Source organism: Ancylobacter sp. FA202, assembly GCF_000380205.1.
In the GTDB taxonomy this organism is placed as follows: Bacteria; Pseudomonadota; Alphaproteobacteria; order Rhizobiales; family Xanthobacteraceae; genus Ancylobacter.
Genome location: NZ_KB904818.1, coordinates 2,396,524 through 2,414,622 on the forward strand (window position 1 = coordinate 2,396,524; position 18,099 = coordinate 2,414,622).

15 protein-coding genes are annotated in these 18,099 nt (G+C 67.7%); 10 read left to right on the plus strand and 5 right to left on the minus strand.

What is annotated here, in order from left to right; translation table 11 throughout:
* Nucleotide 1: 1 nt before the first annotated feature.
* Nucleotides 2-775: a ferredoxin--NADP reductase gene (locus A3M1_RS0110750; protein ID WP_018388973.1), complete on the minus strand. Its 774-nt coding sequence runs from the start codon at nucleotides 773-775 to the stop codon at nucleotides 2-4.
* Between the two features lie 205 nt (nucleotides 776-980).
* Here A3M1_RS0110750 and A3M1_RS0110755 point away from each other — a divergent pair, with 205 nt between their 5' ends.
* Nucleotides 981-1,406, plus strand: a complete 426-nt coding sequence (locus tag A3M1_RS0110755; RefSeq protein WP_026221266.1) for a VOC family protein — start codon at nucleotides 981-983, stop codon at nucleotides 1,404-1,406.
* Nucleotides 1,407-1,439: 33 nt separating this feature from the next.
* Here A3M1_RS0110755 and A3M1_RS0110760 read toward each other — a convergent pair whose 3' ends face one another.
* Nucleotides 1,440-2,921: a sensor domain-containing diguanylate cyclase gene (locus A3M1_RS0110760; RefSeq protein WP_018388975.1), complete on the minus strand. Its 1,482-nt coding sequence runs from the start codon at nucleotides 2,919-2,921 to the stop codon at nucleotides 1,440-1,442.
* A gap of 260 nt (nucleotides 2,922-3,181) precedes the next feature.
* On the opposite strand from A3M1_RS0110760, the gene A3M1_RS0110765 reads away from it, so the two are divergent.
* Nucleotides 3,182-4,567 carry an aldehyde dehydrogenase family protein gene (locus A3M1_RS0110765; RefSeq protein WP_018388976.1) on the plus strand — a complete coding sequence of 462 codons (1,386 nt, stop codon included), beginning with the start codon at nucleotides 3,182-3,184 and terminating at the stop codon, nucleotides 4,565-4,567.
* Here the strand turns inward: A3M1_RS0110765 and A3M1_RS0110770 are convergent.
* Nucleotides 4,530-5,831: an Hsp70 family protein gene (locus A3M1_RS0110770; protein WP_018388977.1), complete on the minus strand. Its 1,302-nt coding sequence runs from the start codon at nucleotides 5,829-5,831 to the stop codon at nucleotides 4,530-4,532. The two genes, A3M1_RS0110765 and A3M1_RS0110770, sit on opposite strands and share 38 nt — an antisense overlap.
* 396 nt (nucleotides 5,832-6,227) lie before the next feature.
* Here A3M1_RS0110770 and A3M1_RS0110780 point away from each other — a divergent pair, with 396 nt between their 5' ends.
* Nucleotides 6,228-6,890, plus strand: a complete 663-nt coding sequence (locus A3M1_RS0110780) for an exopolysaccharide biosynthesis protein (protein WP_018388979.1) — start codon at nucleotides 6,228-6,230, stop codon at nucleotides 6,888-6,890.
* Between the two features lie 25 nt (nucleotides 6,891-6,915).
* Here A3M1_RS0110780 and A3M1_RS0110785 read toward each other — a convergent pair whose 3' ends face one another.
* The gene (locus A3M1_RS0110785) at nucleotides 6,916-7,128 is read right to left on the minus strand and encodes a hypothetical protein (protein ID WP_018388980.1); all 213 of its coding nucleotides are present in this window, start codon (nucleotides 7,126-7,128) and stop codon (nucleotides 6,916-6,918) included.
* A 257-nt stretch (nucleotides 7,129-7,385) separates the two neighbouring features.
* Between A3M1_RS0110785 and A3M1_RS0110790 the strand changes: the two genes are divergently transcribed.
* Nucleotides 7,386-7,826, plus strand: a complete 441-nt coding sequence (locus tag A3M1_RS0110790) for a DUF983 domain-containing protein (protein WP_018388981.1) — start codon at nucleotides 7,386-7,388, stop codon at nucleotides 7,824-7,826.
* Here A3M1_RS0110790 and A3M1_RS0110795 read toward each other — a convergent pair.
* Nucleotides 7,809-8,723, minus strand: coding sequence for a ChbG/HpnK family deacetylase (locus A3M1_RS0110795; protein WP_245261637.1), 915 nt, complete (start codon nucleotides 8,721-8,723; stop codon nucleotides 7,809-7,811). The two genes, A3M1_RS0110790 and A3M1_RS0110795, sit on opposite strands and share 18 nt — an antisense overlap.
* 128 nt (nucleotides 8,724-8,851) lie before the next feature.
* Here A3M1_RS0110795 and A3M1_RS0110800 point away from each other — a divergent pair, with 128 nt between their 5' ends.
* From A3M1_RS0110800 to A3M1_RS0110825, 6 genes are all read left to right on the plus strand, one after another.
* Nucleotides 8,852-9,889 (plus strand): glycosyltransferase family 2 protein, encoded by a 1,038-nt coding sequence (locus A3M1_RS0110800; protein ID WP_018388983.1) that lies wholly within the window; start codon nucleotides 8,852-8,854, stop codon nucleotides 9,887-9,889.
* Nucleotides 9,886-11,628 carry a glycosyltransferase family 39 protein gene (locus tag A3M1_RS0110805; RefSeq protein ID WP_018388984.1) on the plus strand — a complete coding sequence of 581 codons (1,743 nt, stop codon included), beginning with the start codon at nucleotides 9,886-9,888 and terminating at the stop codon, nucleotides 11,626-11,628. Before A3M1_RS0110800 ends, A3M1_RS0110805 begins: the two co-directional genes overlap by 4 nt.
* Before the next feature lie 37 nt (nucleotides 11,629-11,665).
* On the plus strand, nucleotides 11,666-12,106 hold the full coding sequence (locus tag A3M1_RS0110810; protein ID WP_018388985.1) for a GtrA family protein: 441 nt from the start codon (nucleotides 11,666-11,668) through the stop codon (nucleotides 12,104-12,106).
* An 82-nt stretch (nucleotides 12,107-12,188) separates the two neighbouring features.
* On the plus strand, nucleotides 12,189-13,031 hold the full coding sequence (locus tag A3M1_RS0110815) for an ImuA family protein (protein ID WP_018388986.1): 843 nt from the start codon (nucleotides 12,189-12,191) through the stop codon (nucleotides 13,029-13,031).
* A gap of 97 nt (nucleotides 13,032-13,128) precedes the next feature.
* Nucleotides 13,129-14,568, plus strand: a complete 1,440-nt coding sequence (locus tag A3M1_RS0110820) for a DNA polymerase Y family protein (protein WP_018388987.1) — start codon at nucleotides 13,129-13,131, stop codon at nucleotides 14,566-14,568.
* Nucleotides 14,569-14,575: 7 nt separating this feature from the next.
* Nucleotides 14,576-18,031, plus strand: coding sequence for an error-prone DNA polymerase (locus A3M1_RS0110825; protein ID WP_018388988.1), 3,456 nt, complete (start codon nucleotides 14,576-14,578; stop codon nucleotides 18,029-18,031).
* Nucleotides 18,032-18,099 lie beyond the last annotated feature (68 nt).

Below are 18,099 nucleotides of genomic sequence, written 5' to 3' on the forward strand. Positions count from 1 at the left end.
CTCACTTTTCGACGAAGGCCTTTTCGATCACGAAGTCGCCCGGCTCCGTGGTCGAGCCTTCCTCGAAGGCCTTCTCCTTGAGAATGACGCGCATATCGTCGAGCAATTGCGGGCTGCCGCAGAGCATGACGCGGTCATCTTCCTTGTCGAGCGGGGGCAGGCCGAGATCGGCGAACAGCTTGCCCGAGGTGATGAGATCGGTGATGCGGCCCTGGTTGCGATAGGGTTCGCGCGTCACGGTGGGGTAATAGACCAGCTTCTCGTGCACCAGCTCGCCGAAGAACTCATTGTCCGGCAGCTCGTTCTCGATGAAGTCCTGATAGGCGAGCTCGCCCACCGTCCGCACGCCATGGACGAGGATGACCTTCTCGTAAGCCTCGTAGGTCTCCGGGTCCTTGATGAGGCTCATGAAGGGCGCCAGCCCCGTGCCCGTTGACAGCAGATAGAGCCGGCGGCCGGGGACGAGATAATCCACCAGCAGCGTGCCGGTGGGCTTGCGCCCGACAATCACTTCGTCGCCGACCTTCAGGTGCTGCAGGCGGGAGGTCAGCGGGCCATTCGCCACCTTGATCGAGAAGAACTCCAGCGTCTCCTCGTAATTGGCGCTGGCGATGGAATAGGCGCGCAGCAGCGGCTTGCCGTCTACCTGCAGTCCGATCATCACGAACTGGCCGTTTTTGAACCGCAGCGCCGGGTCGCGCGTGGTGGTGAAGGTGAACAGGTTGTCCGTCCAGTGGTGCACCGACAGGACGCGCTCGGTGTGGAGATTGCTCATTTACAATCCATACAAGTGAAAACTTCCAAACAAACTGGAAGCTGATGTAATTCTCGGGGCTCCGTTTACTGCGCATTCGGGCCGGTGTCGACCCTTTGTCGCGGCTTTGCCGGCCAATCGCGCCCCGGCTTGCGCATTACTCCCCGAGTGGGGAAACATGCGCCGCCGGCGTGGCCGGACCATGAGCAGGATCAAGGAGACCTCGATGTTCAGCCACATCATCCTCGGCGCGCGCGATCTCGCCCGGCTGACCGGCTTCTATGACGCGGTGCTGGCGCCGCTGGGTCTTGAGCGGGTCGATGAGCCCTCCGATGGTGGGCCGCCCGGCTCCATGTGGCTGATGCCGGGACGCCGCTGGCCGCAATTCTTCGTGCAGCTGCCGTTCAACGGCCTGCCGGCGACGTGGGGTAACGGCACGCAGGTAAGCTTCGCCGCGCCCTCGCCGGCGGCGGTAGATGCGGCTTGGCGGGCGCTGATCGAGAATGGCGGCTTCGACGAGGGCGCGCCGGGCCTGCGGCCGGACTATGCCCCGGACTACTACGGCGCCTATGGCCGCGACCCCGAGGGCAACAAGCTGTGCTTCGTTCATCTCGCCGAGCTGGAAGGCCTGACCGTACGCGCCGGCGCCTGAGTTTGGTTCAGGTCGCCCATCAGGGGGCCAGGTTCAAAGCGCGGAATCGGCCGGGCGCCGGTCCTCGACCATTTCCGCCTCCGCCCGGCGGACTACCGATTCCAGCCGGTCGCCCGGCGCGCTGGTGGCGAGGCCGAGCGACAGGCTGAGCGTACTGGCGGAATAGAACTGGTTGTTGAGCACCGCCAGCTCGCGAATATTCTCCATCACCGCATGGCCTGCTTCCGCATCTGTTCCCGGCAGCAGCACGGCGAATTCGTTGCCGGCAATGCGGGCGGCGCAGTGCTGCGGGTCCACCGCCTTGGCGATGATTTCGCCGGCCCGGCGCAGCAGCATGTCGCCGGCGGCCTGGCCGAGTTGGTCGTTCACCTTCTTCAGGTCGTTGAGGTGGATCATGATCACCGTGACCGGGAATGGCCCGCGCCGTTCCAGCCGGTTCAGCTCGTCGACATAGAAGGTGCGGTTGCACAGCTTTGTCAGCACGTCGTGCTTGCCGAGATATTCCAGATAGGCTTCGGCCTTCTTGCGGGCGGTGATGTCGGTGAGCGCCACCTGCACCAGCGACCAGTCGTCCTCGTGACCAGGCAGGACCGAGAATTGCAGATGCACATGCAGCAACTCGCCGCCCAGCGTGTAGTTCACCACTTCGCGGGTGTGAAAGAGCCGGCCGTTCCACAGCTCGATGAGCTGCTCGCGGAAATGGCGCTGCATGTCGTCGCGGAAGACCTCCACCACATTGTCGGTGAGTTCGGCGACGCTGCCGGCGCCAAACATCTCCAACGTGTGGTGATTGACCTCGATCACCCGGATCTCGCTGACGCAGCGCTGCACGAATTCCGGGTGCACATCGGTGAACACCCGGAAATCTTCGATGCCGCGAAAGCGCAGATCGTCCATCAGCTGCTTGATGGTGGAGAAGTCCTCCACCCACAAAGACACCGGCGAGTGCTGGAACAGCCCCTTGGCGTAGCGCTCCGCATTGGCAGCCTGGCGGCGGGCGGTCTCGCGGGCGGTCACGTCCTCGGCCGAGAGCAGGACGCGGCCCAGGCTCTCCTCGTAGCCCGGCAGGACGATGCCCTTCAGCTGGATATCGAGCCGCTCGCCGGTCAGGGTGTAGTTGACGGCCTGGCTGGAAAAGCTCGTATGCCCGTCCCAGAGCTGCGACAATTCTTCAATATGGGTGACGAGCATGTCGTCGCGAAAGACCTTGTCGAGATTGGCGACGAGGTGGGACAGGCTGCTGGCCTCGAACAGGGTGAGCGTGCGCTGGTTGACCTGCAGCACCTTGATGCGCGCCGAGCACTCGGCCACGCGCTCGGGGTGGCCGCGCAAATGGTCGCGCAGCGAGGTCACGCCCTCGGCACGCCAGCGATCGAACAGCTCTCGGACGGCGCTGAAATCCTCCAGCCACAGCGAGATCGGCGCGAGGTCGAACATGTCCTCATGTTCACCACGCGAGGGGCGGGCGACGATGCGCGGCCCCAGCGGCGACACGCTCGACTTGTTCGGCTTCATCGCGGCATACCGACCATGGCCATGAGGGGATCGAGAAAATGTGGCGCCGATATCGTGACGCATCTCGGTAGCGGTCAGGGGGTACAATAAGACCGCTCAATCCGAATTCGGTCGAATTAAGCGAAATGCTGCCCTTCTGCAACCCGCACGGACAAAGCCCGCGCGAAAGCCCGAAGGGCTGAAGGCCTGTACGAATCGACGGTATCTTATATCTTCTCCCTCCCGGGACGCCATCCGTGCGGGGCCGGTGCGGGTGTGACATGAGCGACATTGTTTGTATTTCGCCGATCGACGGCTCGGAACTGGCGCGCCGCCCGGCTGCGGCGGAGGGGGCGATCGCGCGGGCGGTGGCCGAGGCCCGCGGCGCCCAGCGTGCCTGGCGGCGGGTGCCGATCGCCGAACGTTCCGCTCATGTGCTGCGCTTCCTCGACGCCATGCTGGCGATGAACCAGGAGATCGTGCCCGAGCTCGCCCAGCAGATGGGCCGTCCGGTGCGCTATGGCGGCGAGTTCGGCGGCTTCGAGGAGCGGGTGCGTTATGTCGTCGAGATGGCGGAGGAGGCGCTGGCCCCGGTCATCCCGCACGATGCGCGCCCCGGCTTCACCCGCTACATCAAGCGCGACCCACTCGGCCTGGTGCTGGTGGTGGCGCCGTGGAACTACCCCTATCTCACGGCGGTGAACACCATCGCCCCGGCGCTGATCGCCGGCAATGCCGTGCTGCTCAAGCATGCCGCGCAAACCATCCTCGTTGGCGAGCGGTTCCAGAGTGCGATGGACCGCGCCGGCCTGCCGAAGGGCCTGTTCGCCAATCTCGTTCTGACCCATGACCAGACCTCGCGGCTGATCGGCTCGGGGGCGGTGGACTTCGTCAACTTCACCGGCTCGGTGGAAGGCGGGCGGGCCATCGAGCGGGCGGCGGCGGGCACTTTCACCCCGCTGGGGCTGGAACTCGGCGGCAAGGACCCGGCCTATGTGCGCGCCGATGCCGATCTCGATTTCGCCGTCGCCAATCTGGTGGATGGCGCCTTCTACAATTCCGGCCAATGCTGCTGCGGCATCGAGCGGATCTATGTGCATGAGAGCCTCTATGACCGCTTCGTCGCCGGCTTCGTCGAACTGACGTCCCAATATGTACTCGGCAATCCGCTCGACGAGGCGACCACGCTCGGGCCGATGGCGCAGAAGCGCTTCGCCGACCTCATCCGCGGCCAGATCCGCGAGGCGGTCGACCGGGGCGCGACGGCCCATATCAACCCCGCCGCCTTCCCCGCGAACAAGGAGGGCACGCCCTATCTCGCGCCACAGGTGCTGACCGGGGTCGACCATTCCATGTCGGTGATGCGGGACGAGAGCTTCGGCCCCGTGGTCGGCATCATGAAGGTGAAGGGCGACGAGGAAGCACTGACGCTGATGAATGACAGCGTGTACGGCCTCACCGCGTCGGTCTGGACCACCGACCTGGAGGCCGCCGAACGCCTCGGCGGCGAGATCGAGACCGGCACGGTGTTCATGAACCGCTGCGATTATCTCGATCCGGGTCTCGCCTGGACCGGGGTGAAGGAGACCGGGCGCGGCGCCTCGCTCTCGCGCATTGGTTTCGAGATGCTCACGCGGCCGAAGTCCTTCCATCTGCGCCACGGCTGAGATCGCCAGCGTCGCGGCTGCCATAGCGGCGGGCGGCCTCGATGGCGAGACCGGTGCCGACCGAGCCGAAAGTGTCGCCATCGATGGCCCGCGCCTGCGGCACGGTGGCGCGGATGGCCGCGCGCACATGGGCGAGCCGCGTGGATCCGCCGGTGAGGAACAGCGCATCGATGTCGCCCGGCTTCAGCCCGGCCTGGTCGAGGCAGAGGCCGACCCGCCGGGAGATGCGCTCGGCGAGACCCTTGGTGTGGGCGACGAGATCGGCCGGCGTCAGGCCCACGGACAGCCCCGCTTCCAGCCAGGCGAGGTCGACCAGTGCCTCCTCCGCTTCGGCAAGGGCGATCTTGGCCGCTTCCGCCTCCATGGCGAGGGTATGGCCCCGCTGCTCCTCGATCACCCGGATCAGCCTCTCGACCCGGTGCGGCTCGGCCGCCTCGCGGCGAACCTCGTGGAGCTCGCGCACCGTCTTGGCCGTGTAGAGCCGGTTGATGCTCGACCAGGTCGCCAACTCGTGGAAATAGCCGCTCGGCACGTCGCGTCCGGGGCGCTTCATCGGGCTGCGATAGCCGAGCAGCGGCATCAGCGTGCCGAGGCTCAGCGTGCGGTCGAAATCGGTGCCGCCGATCCGCACGCCGTCATTGGCGAGGATGTCGTCGGCGCGGTCCTGGCGCGCCCTTCGCCCCTCGCCGAGGCGGACGATGGAAAAATCCGAGGTGCCGCCGCCAATATCGGCGATCAGCGCGATTTCTTCGCCCGCCACCTGCTGCTCATAGTCAAGCGCGGCGGCGATGGGCTCGAACTGGGTGGACACCTCGCGAAAGCCGATATCGCCGGCGATGGCGCGCAGCGTGTCCTCGGCCTTGCGATTGGCGGGCGCGTCGTCGTCGACGAAGAACACCGGCCGGCCGAGAACGACGCTGGCCAGGCCCGTGCCGGCATCGGCTTCTGCCCGGGCCTTCACAACTCGGAGATAGTCGGCGATCACGTCGCGGAAGCCGATGGCGCGGCGGCCGATCTGGGTTTTCTCCTCGATCAGTGCGCTGCCCAGCACCGCCTTGAGCGAGCGCATGAGCCGCCCATCCTCGCCTTCGACATAGCGGGCCATGGCAGCGCGGCCGATGCTGAGGTGGCCCTGCCGGTCGTAGAACACGGCGCTCGGCACCGTTGTCTTGTCCTCCTCTAGCGCCGCCAGCACCGGGCCGCCGCTGCGCCAGAAGGCGAGCGTGGTGTTGGACGTGCCGAAGTCGAGGCCGCAAAATGTCATCGTCAGGCTCCCGCCGGAAGGGGCGCCTTCCTAGAGGCTTCGCCGGTCATCTTCAACTGACATGATGTTGACGTTGCCCGCCAGAGGCGCCACAGCTGGACGACATTCACGAGGGAAAACGCCGTGACGCTGCATAACTGGACGATGAAGCACTCGATCGCCGTGGTGGTCATCACGCTCGTGGCCGTCGGCGCGTTCCTGTTCAGCTGGACCTGAGCGGCGACGCCCAGCCCGGCTTCCGGCCGTCGCTTCTGGTCATTGTCACATTCCGTCCCTATGTGAAGACGAGGTCCCGTCGCGGGCCTGATCTGGGTGCGTCCACCCCTTGTCCCGTAATCCAGCCGGGCAGGGGCGCGCGTCCGGTCTCCAGGTTCCCCGGGAGGAGTTTCGCCCGCCGTGCTGTCCCCACCGCCGACCGAAGAACGTGCCGATGCCCCGCAGAACGCCGGGCCGGACGCGGCGTTGCGCCTGTCCGAGGTGCTGAACGGCATTGCGGCGGATGAAACGCGCGAGCGCATCGCGGTGGGTGATCTGCTGAAGGTTATGCAGGAGCGGGCCTTCGGGCCGCTGATGCTGATCTTCGCGCTGCCCAACGCGCTGCCGACCCCGCCCGGAACTTCCTCGGTGCTTGGCGCACCTTTGGTGTTCCTCACCCTCCAACTCGCGCTCGGCTGGTCGCCCTGGCTGCCGCCGATCATTGCCCGGCGTTCCATCGCCCGCAAGGACTTCGCCGCCTTCGTCGCCAAGGCGACCCCCTGGCTGGCGCGGGCGGAGAGGCTGTTACGCCCACGTCTGGGAGTTCTGGCGCATCCGCCGGCGGAGAACATCGTCGGGGTGATGTGTTTCGTGCTGGCGGTGGTGCTGGTACTGCCGATCCCGCTCGGCAACATGCTGCCGGCGCTGGCCATCTGCATCCTGGCGCTCGGCATTCTGGAGCGCGACGGGGTGTGGATCCTCGCCGGCATGGCGGTGGCCATCGCCTCGCTCGGTGTCGTCTCGGGCGTGATCTGGGCCTTCATCAAGGCTGGCCTGTTCCTGCTGCACCAGCTGATCGGCTGAGCGAGCGGGCCGGCCCTCAGCCGGCTCAGCCCTGTGCGCGGGCGTTTTCCAGCGCGCGGGTCAGCATGTCGAGGCAGTCATGCGCCTGCTCTTGCCCGCTCGCATCGCCGCGCAGCCGAAACGCGATGTCGCGCAGATCACGGATGGCGACGTCGACGGCGGTGAGGAGGTCGATGTCGAATGCGTCCTCGCTCTCGGGGGGGGCGACGCGGACGGGGAAGGGAACAACGTTACTCATGCGACTTCAGGACTCGTGTTCGGCGAATCGCCGTGGCGTTTATCCCCGCAAACATGCCCGCAATTGGTTAATGACCCGCTCCGATTACCGGCTTTGCCCGGTGTCGCGACGAGCCGTGCGAAAGTATCAATTTGCAGTCAATTTGCATACAATGCATCATTTTATTGACATTGAATGCTTTTATGACTAGCTCTTGAATGTAGCGTGCGAGGTCCGTGCGCGTGCGCCCACGAGTGTCGGCGCGCAGGAGAACTGCCATGTCCGCCCGCTTGCCTTCCGTGCCGGTCGCCGACCGGCCCTATGCCCGGCTGTCGCCCTTCACCTGCGGCATGCGTGCCTGTTGCCCGCGCTGCGGCGAGGGGAAACTGTTTGACGGGTTCCTGAAGCTGGCGCCGCGTTGCGAGGTCTGCGGGCTCGACTATTCCTTCGCCGATCCGGCGGACGGCCCGGCCTTTTTCGTCATCTGCTTTGTCTGCGTGCCGGCAGTGATCTTCGGCCTGTGGCTGGAGGTGGCGTTCCAGGTGCCCTATTGGGTCCACCTCGTCACCACCCTGCCTGTGTTGCTGCTGACCTGCATCCCGCCGCTGCGCCCGCTCAAGGGCTGGATGGTGGCCAGCCAATTCTACTACAAGGCCGAGGAAGGCCGTCTCGTCATGGCCGACGAGGCGCCGCCAGCCGCGTCAGGCGCCCGCGATTGATCCTGGTCCCTGTCCGGTCTCCGTGAAGCGAGCGGGCCGGACGCCAGCGCGCTCAAGATCTTCCCGGCATTCGTCCGAGCCGAGATAGGCGTATTCGCGAGCGCGCGGCTCCAGCAGCGGGTCGAGCCGGCGCAGTTCCTCGTCGACATGACCGGGATGGCAATGCACCAGCACGCGCTCCCCTGGCCCGGCAAGGCTGGCTCGGAATACATCGCGGTAGGGCGGGTCGCAGGTGAAGCCATAGAGGCCGCGAAAGCTGTCATTACAGGCGATGCCGGATTGCGCGGCCCGCGACGCGCTGCCGGCGGAGAGGGTGCCGACGACCAGCGCCTTGCGCAGGCCGAGCCGACGCCGGCGGGCCCATGAGGCGGGCTCGGTGCAGTTGCGCAGCCAGGGCAGGCGCCCGCCATAGCGCGCCGTCATCTCGGCGATGACGATCTCGCGGATTCCCGGCAGCGCATGGGCATGCTGGTGGCCGTCGATGAAATCGGGCGGCGCTCCCCATTCGTCCTCGAAGGCGTCGAACTGGGCGCGCAGTTCCTCCTCCAGCGCTGCGCGCGGCAGCGCCCCGGCGAGCGCGCGCAGGACCAGCGGCCCGATCTCCGGTAGGCGGCCACCCCGCGCCAGTCCGCGCGCGTGGGTTAGGGGGCGCTGGCCGGTGAGGGTGAGATGCAGGCCGATATCGGCGGGATGGTGGGCTACCAGCGCCTTGAGGCCGGCGGCCCGCCGCTTCCAGCCCGGCAGCCCGGTCATGGCGCCGGTGGCCGAGAGCCGGCCGCGCGCGATCAAGTCCTCGATGGCGGCGCTGACGCCGTCGCTCAGCCCGTAGTCGTCGGCGCAGATGACGATGGCTTTCAGGATGTTTCCCTCTGTGTCTGCCCGACAAACAAAGAGCACAATCGGCTCATACGTCAATGCAAGCTTCACGAAAGTTGGTCGTGCGTTTACTATAGGGAAGAGTGTCTTACCTGACGTAAACATCGCCTGCCCGTGTGGCTGAAATCAAGTAAAAACAGCTTGAAATCATGACGACAGCTTCTGAAAAATGGCCGAGCCTGATCTCGATCGTGGTGCCGGTGTATAATGAGGCGCGCTGCCTTGCGGCGCTGCACGCCCGTTTGTGCACGGTGCTCGACGCTTATCCCGGCCTGCGGCGGGAGTTCGTCTTTGTCGACGATGGCAGCCGTGATGACAGTTTCGATCTTCTGACAGCGCTCGGCACGCGCGATCCCAACATCAAGGCGCTGCGCTTCGCCCGCAATTTCGGCAAGGAATCGGCAATGGCGGCCGGCCTGCGGGCGGCGGTTGGCGATATCGTCGTGCTGATGGATGCCGATCTGCAGCATCCGCCGGAGGTCATCCCGGAGATGATCGAGCGCTGGCGCGGCGGCGCCCAGATGGTGACGGCGGTGCGCCGGTCGCGCCACACCGATCCGCTGGCGCGGCGGTTATTTTCGCGCGGCTTCTATCATTTCTTCCACGCGCTGTGCGAGGTCGACATTCCGGAGGGGGCGGGCGACTTTCGCCTTTTCGACCGCCGCGTGGTCGATGCCATCAATGCCCTGCCCGAGCGCAACCGCTTCATGAAGGGCATCACCAGCTGGGTCGGCTTCCGCCAGGAGCAGGTCAACTTCGAGGTGGCCGAGCGCGCCGGCGGCGAGAGCTCATTCAACACGCTGCGCCTGCTGCGCTACGCCATTGACGGGCTTTCCTCCTTCTCCATGGTGCCGCTGCGCGTTTGGTCGCTGGCGGGCGTCCTGCTGGCCGGGCTGTCGGGACTGTACGGGCTTTATCTGCTGGGCGAGGCGCTGGTGTTTGGCGTGCGGACGCCCGGCTTCCCCACCATCATGGTCAGCATGCTGTTCGTTTCGGGCGTGCAACTTATCAGTCTCGGCGTCATCGGCGAATATGTCGGGCGCATCTTCACCGAGGTGAAGCGCCGGCCGCTCTACCTCATCGCCGACGAGATCGGTTTCGCGCCGCCCGCTGCGCTTCCGGCGGCCTCGCTGCAGGCTGAGATGCGGCAGGCGCCGGCACTGGTCCCCGAGGGCTTTGCCCCGTGAGCCTCGCCTCGTCCGGCCTTCGCGCAGCCCAGCCCTCGGCCCTGCGCTGGCGCTCCCTTCCGCTGGTGCGCCTCGCCAGCCTCGCCGTTTTTGCGGCGGTGGCGGCCTTCATGGTGCTCACCTTTCGCGACTACGGAATCAGCAATGACGAGCCGGTTCAGCACGCCTACGGCCAGCTCCTGCTGGCCTGGTATGCGAGCGGTTTCACCGACGACCGGGCCTTCCACTACATCAACCTCTATCTCTATGGCGGATTGTTCGACCTGATCGCGGCCGGCCTCGAGCCCTATGTGCCGCTACCGCTCTATGAGTGGCGCCACCTGCTCTCCGCCGGCTTCGGCTTTGTCGGCCTCATCGGCACCTGGCGGTTGGCAAGGCGTCTCGGCGGCGAGGGCGCGGGAGTGGTGGCGGTTCTACTGCTGGCCTTCACCGGCATGTATGGCGGGGCGATGTTCACCCACACCAAGGACGTGCCCTTCGCCGCCGCCATGGTGTGGAGCCTGTATTTCATCACCGCCTTAGCGGGCGAGCTGCCGGCCCTGCCCCGCGGACGCACCGTGCTCGGCCTCGGCCTTTCGGTCGGCTGCGCGCTCGGGCTGCGGGTGGGCGGGGTGTTCGCTGTCCTCTATCTCGTGCTGACGATCGGGGCGGCGATGGTGCTGCTGCGCGATATGCGCCTGCCGCTGCGTCTACTGCCGCGCCTCAGCATCGCCGGCCTCGCCGCGCTCGCTCTCATGGCCGCGACCTGGCCGTGGTCGGTGCTGCCGCCGACCAACCTGTTCAAGGCGATGGGCGCCTTCAGCCATTTCAGCTTCGACCTCAAGACGTTGTTCAACGGTCAGCTGCTGCCGATCGACCAGCTGCCGCCGACCTATATGCCGGAATATCTGCTGATCAAGCTGCCGGAGGTGACGCTGCTTGGCCTGATGGCGGCGCTGGTGCTGGCGGTTTTGGCTTTGGTGAATCGCCTGCGCGCGCCCCATGCGTGGATCGGCCTGTCGCCCCAGCACCTGCTGCTCGCAGTGCCGCTGGCGCTGGCGATCCTGGTGCCGGTCGCCGTCGCGGTGCTGACGGATCCCCCGCTTTACAACGGCATTCGGCATTTCCTCTTCGTGCTGCCGCCGGTGACGGTGCTGGCCTCGCTCGGGCTGGTCGGCGCCTTCCGCATGCTGAGCCAGCGGGTGCGGCTTGCGGGGGCGGGCTTCGCCCTGGCGGCGCTGGGGCTGTTCCTGTTCAACGCCTCGGTGCTGTGGCGCCTGCATCCCTATGAATATGTCGCCTACAACCAGATCGTCGGCGGCACATCAGGCGCGTGGGGTCGCTTCGAGGGCGATTACTGGTCGTCGAGCCTGCGCGAGGCGGCGCTGGCGCTACGCCATGGCGTGGAGCGCGAAGCGCCACCGGCCCATCCCTATAAGGTCTCGGTCTGCGCCGAGGACGTGCAGGCGCTCACCTATCTCGGCTCCCGCTTCGAGGCGGTCGAGGACTGGGAAGACGCCGATTTCATCCTAACCGCCCGCCATGTCGGCTGCGACGCGGCACCGGGCTTGCCTTATGCGACGGTGAACCGGTTGGGCCTCGCCTTCGCCTCGGTGCGGGACCAGCGCCTGCGGCACATGCCGGTGGAGGTGCCGGACCGGGACGATGACGGGCCGGACCTCGACGCCCCGGAGGTCGCGCAGAGCGGGGGCGGATCGCCGCAGGGAACGGGGCCGCAGGTCGCCAAGGCCAGGCCGTGAGACTCCAAGCCAGAGGCCAAGCCATGAGAGGCGCCCCATGAACGAGGCGGCCATGCGGTGGGCGGCACTTGCCGCGCGGGGGCGCCACATTCTGCTCTTCGCCGCCCTTGGCAGCGTCGGCACACTGGCGCAATACGCCGTTCTCATCGCCCTTGTGCAGGGCGGCGTCACCGGGCCGGTGGCGAGTTCCTGCGCCGGCTTCGTGGTCGGGGGGCTGGTGAACTATCAGCTCGGCCGGCGACTGGTGTTCCGCTCGGTGAAGCCGCACCGCGAGGCTCTGGCGAAATTCTTCACTGTCGCCGGCATCGGGCTGGGGCTGAACGCGCTGCTGATGGCGCTACTCACCGGCCCTCTTGCCGCGCCCTATCTGCCGGCGCAGATCCTCGTCACCGGGCTGCTGGTGCTCTGGCACTATGCCGGCAACGCGCTGTGGACGTTTCGCGCGGCGCGGCCGGTGGAGCCCCCCAAGCAGGTGTGAGTCTTTCACAGACGGCTTGACTCTCGGCGCGGATGGAGTCGATTTAGATGGAACAAACCATGAACACATAGAGCGCGCGCCCATGGATTCGATCCGCGATGTGGCGGCGCTGAGGCAGATGCTCGCTGGGCTGGAGGCGGCGCGTCTGCCCGGCGTCGAACAGTCCTTCTGCCTCGGTGCCGCCGAGCCCGAGGTGGGTGGCGTGCGCCTTGCCCGTGGCGCTCTGCATGAGGTGCAGGCGGCGGCGAGCGCCGACATGCCGGCCGCTACCGGCTTCGCGCTGGCGCTGGCACTGCGGGCCGAGCGCCGCGGCACGGCGGGCGAGAGGCGCCCGCTTCTATGGGTACGCCAGGACATGGCGGAGGCCGAGTTCGGCCGGCTCGACGCGCCGGGCCTCGCCGCGCTCGGCCTGGACCCGGCGCGCCTCATCCTGGTGCGGGCGCGCGACGGAGCGGAGGCGCTGCGGGCGGCCGGCGACGCCGTGCGCTGCGTCGGCCTTGGCGCGCTGATCATCGAGATATGGGGCACGCCGAAGGCGCTCGACCTCACCGCGACGCGCCGTCTCGCGTTGCGGGCCGCCGCCTCCGGGGTGACGAGTTTCCTGCTGCATAGCACCCCGCAGCCCGCCGCCACGGCGGTTGCGACGCGCTGGCGGGTGGCGCCCGCCGCCTCGACCCCGCTGGAGAGCGACGCGCCGGGGGGGCCTTCCTTCCGCGCTACCCTGCTGCGGCATCGCGGTGGTGAGGGCGGGCGCCCGGTGGAGGGCGGCGACTGGAAACTGGAGTGGGACCATGCGGCCTGTACCTTCCGCGACCTCGACACGCTATCTCGCACTGTGGTTCCCGTTCCTGCCGGCCGACCGGATCGAGCGGCTACGCCGGAGGCGCGGCGGGGCGCGGTCGTCGCCCTGCGTCGCACCGGCTGAGGGGGGGCGGGCGCGAGACGGGGAGGGCGATCCGCAGGGCGGCAACCAGCAGATCAATGACCCCTTCGCCCCCGCGCCTCGGGTCTTCGTCGAGAAGGTGCAGGGCGCGCTGCGCCTTGCCGCGCTCGACCGTGCCGCGCGCCGGGCCGGCCTTGTCCCCGGCTTGACGCTGGCCGATGCGCGCGCCCGCGTGCCCGGCCTCGCCGTGCTCGACTATGACCCCGCCGCCGATGCCGCCTTTCTGGAGGTGGTGGCGGATGATTGCGATCGCTGGACGCCGCTGGTGGCGCTCGACACACCGGAGGGAGTGCCGGACGGGCTGATGCTCGACATCACCGGCTGCGCGCATCTGTTCGGCGGCGAGGCGGCACTGCGCACGCGCCTTCTCGCCCATCTCCAGCGCCATGGCGTCAGCGCGCGCGCGGTGATTGCCGGCACGCCGGATGCCGCGCGGGCGCTGGCCCGTTCAGGTCAAGGCGGCGTGGTGCCGCCGGGCGGCGAGGCGCAGGCGGTCGCCGGCCTGCCGGTCGCCCGGCTCGGTGTGAGTGCGCAGATCGTCACCGGCCTTTCCCGCGCCGGGCTCAAGACCATCGGCGACCTTGCCGCCCGCCCCGGCACGCCGCTCGCGGCCCGCTTCGGCGCTGAGCTTCTGACGCGACTGGCGCGCACGCTGGGGCGCGAGGATGTGCGTCTGGTGCCACGCCGCCCGCTGCCGGAATGCATCGCCGAGCGGCGCTTTGCCGAGCCCATCGCCCGCACGGCCGATATCGAGGCGACGCTGGCCCTGCTGATCGACGACCTCGCTTTGATGCTGGAGGCACGCGGCGCAGGGGGGCGGGCCTTCGAGGCGTGCTTCTTCCGCACCGATGGGGCGGTGCGGCGGCTGAAGATCGAGACGGCGCGGCCTCTGCGCGATGGTGTGGCGCTGGCCCGGCTCTGGCGTGAGCGGATCGAGGCGCTGGCCGACCCGCTCGACCCCGGCTTCGGCTTCGATCTCGTGCGGCTCGGCGTGCTGCGGGCGGAGAAACTCACCCCGGCGCAGGTGAGCCTCGATGGCCGCGCGGTGGAGGAAGAGGAGGTGGCCGCGCTGATCGACCGGCTTAGCGTGCGGCTGGGCCGCGAGCGGGTGCTGCGTTTCCTGCAGCGCGATACGCACGACCCCGACCGCGCCAGTGCGCTGGTGCCGGCGGGTGGCGCTTCTCTTCCGGCACCCCCGCCGTCGCCCGAGGCGCCGGCGCGCCCGCTGACCCTGTTCGACCCGCCCCAGCCGGTGGAGGCGCTGGCCGAGGTGCCGGACGGCGCCCCCCTGCGCTTCCGCTGGCGGCGCGTGGTGCATGAGGTCGCCCACGCCGAGGGACCCGAGCGGCTCGCCCCGGAATGGTGGCGGCAGCCGGGGGCGGCACCGACGCGCGACTATTATCGGGTGGAGAACCGCGAAGGTCGGCGCTTCTGGCTGTTCCGCGCCGGCCTGTATGAGCGCGAGGCGCAAGCGGGGGCCGGCGCGCCGCGCTGGTTCCTGCACGGGCTTTTTCCATGAGGCTGCAATGACCCCATCCACGCCCGCGCCCTTCTTCGCGGAACTCGTTGCCGCGTCGAATTTCTCCTTCCTGCGCGGTGCCTCGGCAGCGGAAACGCTGGTGCTGCAATCGCTGCTGCTCGGCCATGCCGGCCTCGGCATAGCCGACCGCAACAGCGTGGCCGGCGTGGTGCGGGCCTATGCGGCGCTGAGGGACATCAAGAAACGTTTTGCCGGGTTCTGGAAAATACCGAAAGAGGAGAGGAAACAGTCCCGCGAGGGAGAGGAAGACGAGGCCAGCCGTCTCCTTCGCCTATGGGCGGAGGCGGCGGCCGATGCCGGCCTTGGCCCGGAACTGCCGCCCTTCACCCTGGCGGTGGGCGCGCGGTTTGTCTTTGCTGACGGCACGCCGGATATCGTCGCCCATGCGCAGGACCGTGACGGTTGGGGTCGGCTCTGCCGCCTGCTTACGACAGGCAATCTGCGCGGCGGCAAGGGGGCGTGCATCCTCAGGCTCGGTGACCTGCTCGCCGATGCGCGCGGCCTCTCCCTCATCCTCATGCCGCCGAGACATTTGCCGGCAAAGGATTTGTCTGGCGTCACCCAGGCGTTAGGGGCGCTCGACGAGGCGGCGCCCGGCTCGGTCTGGCTCGGTGCCACCATGGCGCGCCGAGGGAACGACCGCCGCCGGCTGGCGGCGCTTAAGACGCTGGCCGCGCAAGCCGGCGTACCCATTCTCGCCACCAACGATGTGCTGTTTCACCATCCTGAGGAGCGCGATTTGCAAGATGTGCTCACCTGCATCCGTGAAGGTGTCACCATTGACGCCGCCGGGCGGCTTCTGGAGGCCAATGCTGAGCGGCACCTCAAAGCCCCGGCGGAGATGGCGCGCCTGTTCCGCGACGCCCCCGAAGCGGTGGAGGAAACGCGCAACTTCCTTGCCCGCCTCGATTTCTCGCTGGGCCAGCTGAAATATGAATATCCGGAGGAGCCGGTGCCGCCCGGTCATACGCCGCAGAGCCGGCTGGAGGAACTGACCTGGCAGCGGGTCGTCGTCCGCTATCCGGAGGGCGCCTCGGAGAAGGTCGTGAACCAACTGAGGGAGGAACTCGGCCTCATAGGCGAGCTCAACTATGCCTCTTACTTCCTCACCATCCGCGACATTGTCGAATTCGCCGAGAAGAAGCGCATTCTGTGCCAGGGGCGCGGCTCGGCAGCCAATTCCGCCGTCTGCTACGTTCTCGGCATCACGGCCGTGGACCCGGCGAGCAGTAGTCTGCTGTTCTCCCGCTTCCTCTCCAAGGATCGAGGCGAGCCGCCTGACATCGACGTTGATTTTGAGCATGAACGGCGCGAGGAGGTGATTCAGTACATCTATGACCGCTATGGCCGCCACCGCGCCGGCATTGTCGCCACGGTCATTTCCTATCGTCCGAGGAGTGCCATCCGCGATGTCGGTAAGGCGCTCGGCCTCACCGAGGACATCACCGCCCGCCTTGCCGGCACGGTGTGGGGCAGCTGGGGTAAGGAGATTGACCAACGCCAGGCGCGTGAGGCCGGGCTCGACCCGTCGAATCCGCTGGTGGAGCGGGCGATCGGCCTTGCCACGCGCCTGCTCGGCTTTCCCCGCCACCTCTCCCAGCATGTCGGGGGCTTCGTGCTGACCCAGAACCGGCTCGACGAGACGGTGCCCATCGGCAATGCGGCGATGAAGGACCGCACCTTCATCGAGTGGGACAAGGACGACATCGACACGCTCGGCCTGCTGAAGGTCGATGTGCTGGCGCTCGGCATGCTCACGTGCATCCGCAAGTCGCTCGACCTGCTGCGTGCACATGAGGAAACCGACTGGGGCCTTGCCGAGGTGCCGCGTGAGCAGTCGGATGTCTACGACATGCTGTGCAGGGGCGATTCCATCGGTGTGTTCCAGGTGGAGAGCCGGGCGCAGATCAACATGCTGCCTCGGCTGAAGCCACGGGAACTCTACGATCTTGTCATCCAGGTCGCCATTGTCCGGCCCGGGCCGATCCAGGGCGACATGGTGCATCCCTATCTGCGCCGGCGGGACGGGCTGGAGAAAGAGGATTATCCCTCGCCGGCCCCGCCGCACCGGCCCGACGAACTGCGCGAGGTACTCTCGCGCACGCTCGGCGTGCCGCTGTTCCAGGAACAGGCGATGAAGCTCGCCATGGTCGCGGCCGAGTTCACGTCGGAGGAGGCCAACCATCTGCGGCGCGCCATGGCGACGTTCCGCCATAACGGCACTATCGGCACCTTCCAGAAGCTGCTGGTCGAGCGCATGAGCGCGCGCGGCTACGATCCCGCTTTCGCCGCGCGCTGCTTCGAGCAGATCAAGGGCTTCGGCGAATATGGCTTCCCGGAAAGCCACGCCGCCTCCTTCGCCAAGCTGGTCTATATCTCCGCCTTCCTGAAATGCCGCTATCCCGCAATCTTCGCGGCGGCACTGCTGAACGCCCAGCCCATGGGCTTCTACGCACCGGCGCAGATCGTGCGCGACGCCCGCGAGCACGGGGTCGAAATCCGCGGGCCGGATGTGAATTACAGCTTCCACGACAACACGCTGGAGCGTGACGCGCCGGGCGTGCCGCTGGCCTTGCGGCTCGGCTTGCGCCAGCTTGATGGCTTCAAGGACGAGTGGAGCACGCAGCTGGTGGCGGCGCGGGGGCGAGGCTTCCTGCACGACGTCGAGACGCTCGCCCATCGCTCACGCCTACCGGCGGCGGCGCTCGCCAAGCTGGCGGATGCCGATGCCTGCCGCTCCATGGGGCTCGACCGGCGCGAGGCCGCCTGGGCCATGCACCGGCTGCCGGACGATGCGCCGCTGCCGCTGTTCGCGGTGGTCGAGGCGCGCGAGCTCGGCACCGATGAGGACGCGCATCTGCCGCTCATGCCGCTGCCCGAGCAGATCGCCGTCGATTACCAGACCACGCGCCTGTCGCTGAAGGGCCACCCCATGGGCATGCTGCGGGAGGTGTTTGCCGCGGAGGGCGTGGCCTCCAGCACCGAGGTGGCAGCCGCGCGTGATGGAACCCTGGTGCGCGCGGCGGGCGTGGTGCTGGTGCGCCAGCGGCCGGGCAAGGGCAACGCCATCTTCATGACGCTGGAAGACGAGACCGGCATCGTCAACGTGCTGCTCTGGGCCCGTCAGTTCGAGCGCTACCGGGCGGAGGTGATGGGCGCGCGGCTCGTTGTGGTCGAGGGGCGGGTGCAGAAGAGCAAGGAAGGGGTGGTGCATGTGATGGGCGAGCGGGTGTTCGACCGCACCGGCGAGCTCGCCCGCCTGTTCGAGGACCCGCGCCATATGCCATCGCCACAGACCGATCCCGGACTGGACGAACGGGTGCGTGGCGGAGGCGAGAAGGGGGCGCCTTCGCGGGAAGGACACCTCCTCGCTGGCCGCCGTTCCGGTCAGGGCCATCCCCGCCAGGTGCGGGTGCTACCGAAGTCGCGCGACTTCCATTGAACGGCCGGGAAGGGAGCGCATGACCTGTCATGTCGGGTGCGATCAATGCTAGACGGGTGCAACACGCA

Coding starts and splice junctions, on each gene's coding strand:
- A3M1_RS0110750 (WP_018388973.1), bottom strand. CDS start 775: ATGAGCAATCTCCACACCGAGCGCGTCCTGTCGGTGCACCACTGGACG.
- A3M1_RS0110790 (WP_018388981.1), top strand. CDS start 7,386: ATGTCCGCCCGCTTGCCTTCCGTGCCGGTCGCCGACCGGCCCTATGCC.
- A3M1_RS0110760 (WP_018388975.1), bottom strand. CDS start 2,921: ATGAAGCCGAACAAGTCGAGCGTGTCGCCGCTGGGGCCGCGCATCGTC.
- A3M1_RS0110785 (WP_018388980.1), bottom strand. CDS start 7,128: ATGAGTAACGTTGTTCCCTTCCCCGTCCGCGTCGCCCCCCCCGAGAGC.
- A3M1_RS0110755 (WP_026221266.1), top strand. CDS start 981: ATGTTCAGCCACATCATCCTCGGCGCGCGCGATCTCGCCCGGCTGACC.
- A3M1_RS0110800 (WP_018388983.1), top strand. CDS start 8,852: ATGACGACAGCTTCTGAAAAATGGCCGAGCCTGATCTCGATCGTGGTG.
- A3M1_RS0110770 (WP_018388977.1), bottom strand. CDS start 5,831: ATGACATTTTGCGGCCTCGACTTCGGCACGTCCAACACCACGCTCGCC.
- A3M1_RS0110765 (WP_018388976.1), top strand. CDS start 3,182: ATGAGCGACATTGTTTGTATTTCGCCGATCGACGGCTCGGAACTGGCG.
- A3M1_RS0110825 (WP_018388988.1), top strand. CDS start 14,576: ATGACCCCATCCACGCCCGCGCCCTTCTTCGCGGAACTCGTTGCCGCG.
- A3M1_RS0110815 (WP_018388986.1), top strand. CDS start 12,189: ATGGATTCGATCCGCGATGTGGCGGCGCTGAGGCAGATGCTCGCTGGG.
- A3M1_RS0110810 (WP_018388985.1), top strand. CDS start 11,666: ATGAACGAGGCGGCCATGCGGTGGGCGGCACTTGCCGCGCGGGGGCGC.